At 38.6% G+C, this 3,390-nt stretch carries 2 protein-coding genes; one reads left to right on the plus strand and one right to left on the minus strand.

Features of this window, described 5'->3' with window-relative positions; all coding sequences use genetic code 11:
* The first annotated feature begins 320 nt into the window (after nucleotides 1-320).
* Entirely contained in the window at nucleotides 321-1,433 is a 1,113-nt protein-coding gene (locus ABIX36_RS27275; RefSeq protein ID WP_348085337.1) for a Fic/DOC family N-terminal domain-containing protein, read from the plus strand.
* 324 nt (nucleotides 1,434-1,757) lie between these two features.
* On the opposite strand, the gene ABIX36_RS27280 is transcribed toward ABIX36_RS27275, so the two are convergent.
* Nucleotides 1,758-3,200: a HEPN domain-containing protein gene (locus tag ABIX36_RS27280; protein WP_348085338.1), complete on the minus strand. Its 1,443-nt coding sequence runs from the start codon at nucleotides 3,198-3,200 to the stop codon at nucleotides 1,758-1,760.
* Between the last annotated feature and the right edge of the window lie 190 nt (nucleotides 3,201-3,390).

Consider the following 3,390-nt stretch of genomic DNA (forward strand, 5'->3'; position numbering starts at 1 on the left):
TGAAAATACCTTTTAAATAACTATTTTTGTACACGCTTTTATAGCGTTTGCTGCACGCCCCACGTCAGCTAATTGCCTGGTCAGTTTGGCCCGGAATCAGGTGGTCAACATCTCCATAACATACAACACCTGCTTTCATTGATTTATATGTCCATTTATTGTATAAAAATGAACACGTAATCATTTTGTGTCCATATTTTTTTATCCAAATAACAATATGTTCATAATTCATTATGAAATGGACACGATGTTTCAATTGTTCTAAAATGTTTTGTTTATTTGTATCATGTTCAAATGCAATTAAAAATTGGACACATTATATGGCTTACGACCGGAGCAAACCATTTAACGATTTACCATTATTACCACCAACTTCGGAAATCGAAAATGATGTTGAAATTTTAAAGAAACTGGTAACTGCTTCAAGGGCATTGGCGGCAGTAAACAGTAGCATTATGAGATTACCCAATCCTTTGATGCTGGTGAATACGATTGCTTTACAGGAAGCTAAAGCTTCTACAGCTATCGAAAATATCTTCACAACTGAAGACGCTTTATATAAAGCCGTTTCAGACACAGTACAGGAAGACAAAGCAAATGTTGCAACAAAAGAAGTATTACGGTATCGTGAAGCTTTATGGACTGGTTATCAACTTATAAAGGAAAATAACAATATCGACTTAGAAAGTATTTTAGGAATTTTTAGACAGATCAAAAATACATCCTCGGGGTTACGATCACCAGCATCATTAACTATAATACAGCGTGGACAAAGCGAATTTCGTTCGGGTGAAGTAATCTACACTCCACCAAGGGGGGCTGGAATATTAGAAAAACTAATGGATAATTTATTGATCTATTTAAATGATAATGAAAAGTATCCTACAGACCCTTTACTTAAAATGTGTTTTGCTCACTACCAATTTGAAGCCATACATCCTTTTCCCGATGGAAACGGCAGGACTGGACGTATTTTAAACCTATTATATCTTGTACATGCGGGCCTATTAAATCAACCCGTACTTTATCTATCTAAATATATCATCGTTAATAAAGACGACTATTACTATAACCTGGGTATCGTCACACAACGAGGCTCGTGGAAACCCTGGATACTATATATGCTGGAAGCAGTAGAAAAGACAGCCCAATTAACAAGCCAGTTAATTAACAGCATACTTGCACAAATGGATTCAACGTTGGCCCATGCCAAAGGTTTAATAAAATGGTATAATAAAGAGGTAAATGAATTAATTTTCAGTCAGCCATATATCAAACCTAAATTCATTGGTGATCAATTAAATATAACATCCAGGACAACCCTAACAAAATACTTCAACGAATTGGTTAATGCAAAAATATTAAGTCCCATAAAAGATGGTAAAGAGTTATTTTATGTTAATAACGACTTGATCCAAATATTGGAAGGATAACAAATACTAACTTTTAATTTTTTTAACCGAAGGGCAGCAGGTGTGTAATGAGGAACGAATTTCACTCTTGCCAGTGGCGGCGAGGCTGACGGAGTAATGAAACCCGGCGCAACAGCGCGCGGTGCAATGAAGCCGCCTGCCGTAGGCGCATGGTTCCAACGGGTGTATGCGTCGCTTTGCCTATCAGCAGCGAAGCCGGGCGATTAAAACCAACCGCCCGACATGCTACTTTCGGGTTCTTAGCGGTTACCATCTTTACGGTTAACGAGTTTCAGAAGCAAGACAGGACGAACAGATGTCCGCCTGCCAATACCGCTGACGCTGTCAAACATTAATATCTTTAATATATTGCTCGTAAACTCTTTCTGCTACATGATTGAACTTGATTACTTGCTTTGACAATATTCTCACTGAATCACCATCAGGATCAAACGAACTACTATATCGTGATTGTGAATAAGCATTTTGCAATAATTGGTAAAGTTGCGCTCCCTCTGAGGTATTGAGTTCAAAAACCTCTTTCAATTCATCGGTAAATAACAAGGTAAGCCGTAGCAACCTTGATAAATTATGCATCTGTACCCGGTAGCCTATAACCGCTTGTATAATTGCTTTTAAAAGGCTTTCAACGGATTGATGCAAAAGAAATGCTGCAAGCCTGAAATTATTATCTGCCCTGTATAATTCTGCACCTTTTAAAAAATTATCGCCTTGTTTACCCCACCTTTCCCAATTGAACTTTGCTCTTTCCAATAATACCTCCTTAGTTATTTCTTGATGCTCTGGTAATATTAATTCGGGCGACTGATATAAAACAAATCCCTTTTCCATAACAGTTGACCAAAATCGCCTACCAATATTAAGGGCTTCTTTTGCGCTGTTTGCCTTATGGACTATGGCGTGTACATGAGCAAGGTATTGGCAATTGTCCTCTATCTTATTGCTGACTTCATGCTCCGGAGTTTTTTCATCATCGCCTATCAGGATAAGCAAGTAAAATGTAAACGGCTTGGGGTTTGTTCCTAAATGATTAATCATTTGAACCTGCGGACAACGTTTTACAATCAGATTTTTAATTTCTTCCAATGCCAACTTTTCGGCAGATGTTGGTTCGGGGCTTATTGACCTTAGCACAATTGGTTCGGTGGATGTGTCTGCCAAACTATCTTCAAGCGTGCTCCGCTTTAGCTGTGGGCGACCACCTTCTCGTTGGCAAATTAGCCATGCTGCCGAATACAGTTTAATTAAGTTTTCATAAACGGTAATAACCTCGCCTGCATATAAAGATTCTACATCCGCATTATTATATAGGGCTACGTGTGACCACTCATGCAATTGATCCCTGTATTCCTGCGGCTTAAATTTTTTAAAGACTTTCTTGACAGCCTTATAGGGTTCAAGTTGTTCTTTCAGGGAAAGGTTTTTAGGATAGTATCTCCATTGTTGCTTTTCTTCCTCCAACTGCTCCTCTGTAAGCTGTTTTCGCTGATAAGAGAAGTTTTTGTAATTGATTAATAGCAAGTACATAGCTTCCAAGATCCTCAAGTTGAGATCATATATAAAAAGCAAAGTGCCGGGGCCGTGTCTTTTTTCATCGTAATGCTCGTCATTAACTACATAGTAACGCCATTCCTTTAATCGCTTGCCATGGCCTTTTACTGAATCAGCACTAAAAAAATCGACTACTACAGACATTGGATTTTCCACTTCGTAATGGCGAAGTGTTTTAGGATAATGTTCCCAGGGGGCATAAGTTCCGTTGTACATGATGATATTTTTATACCGGCCTGCATTAACCGGCAAATCAAAAGAATAGCAAATCATCACCGTACCTGGATATTCCGCTCCATAGTATACCAGTGATTCCGCTACAAAAGGGACCAGTGATTCCGCTGCAAAAGGGGCCAGTCAAAAGATAAGAGGTTGCTAAAAGATCACCGGGAAAGGATGTTTTTTC

The organism is Mucilaginibacter sp., from assembly GCF_039925265.1.
GTDB lineage: Bacteria > Bacteroidota > Bacteroidia > Sphingobacteriales > Sphingobacteriaceae > Mucilaginibacter.

What these genes read in the sequence shown, in the direction of transcription:
- ABIX36_RS27275 (WP_348085337.1), top strand. Translation starts at nt 321, where the DNA reads ATGGCTTACGACCGGAGCAAACCATTTAACGATTTACCATTATTACCA.
- ABIX36_RS27280 (WP_348085338.1), bottom strand. Translation starts at nt 3,200, where the DNA reads ATGTACAACGGAACTTATGCCCCCTGGGAACATTATCCTAAAACACTT.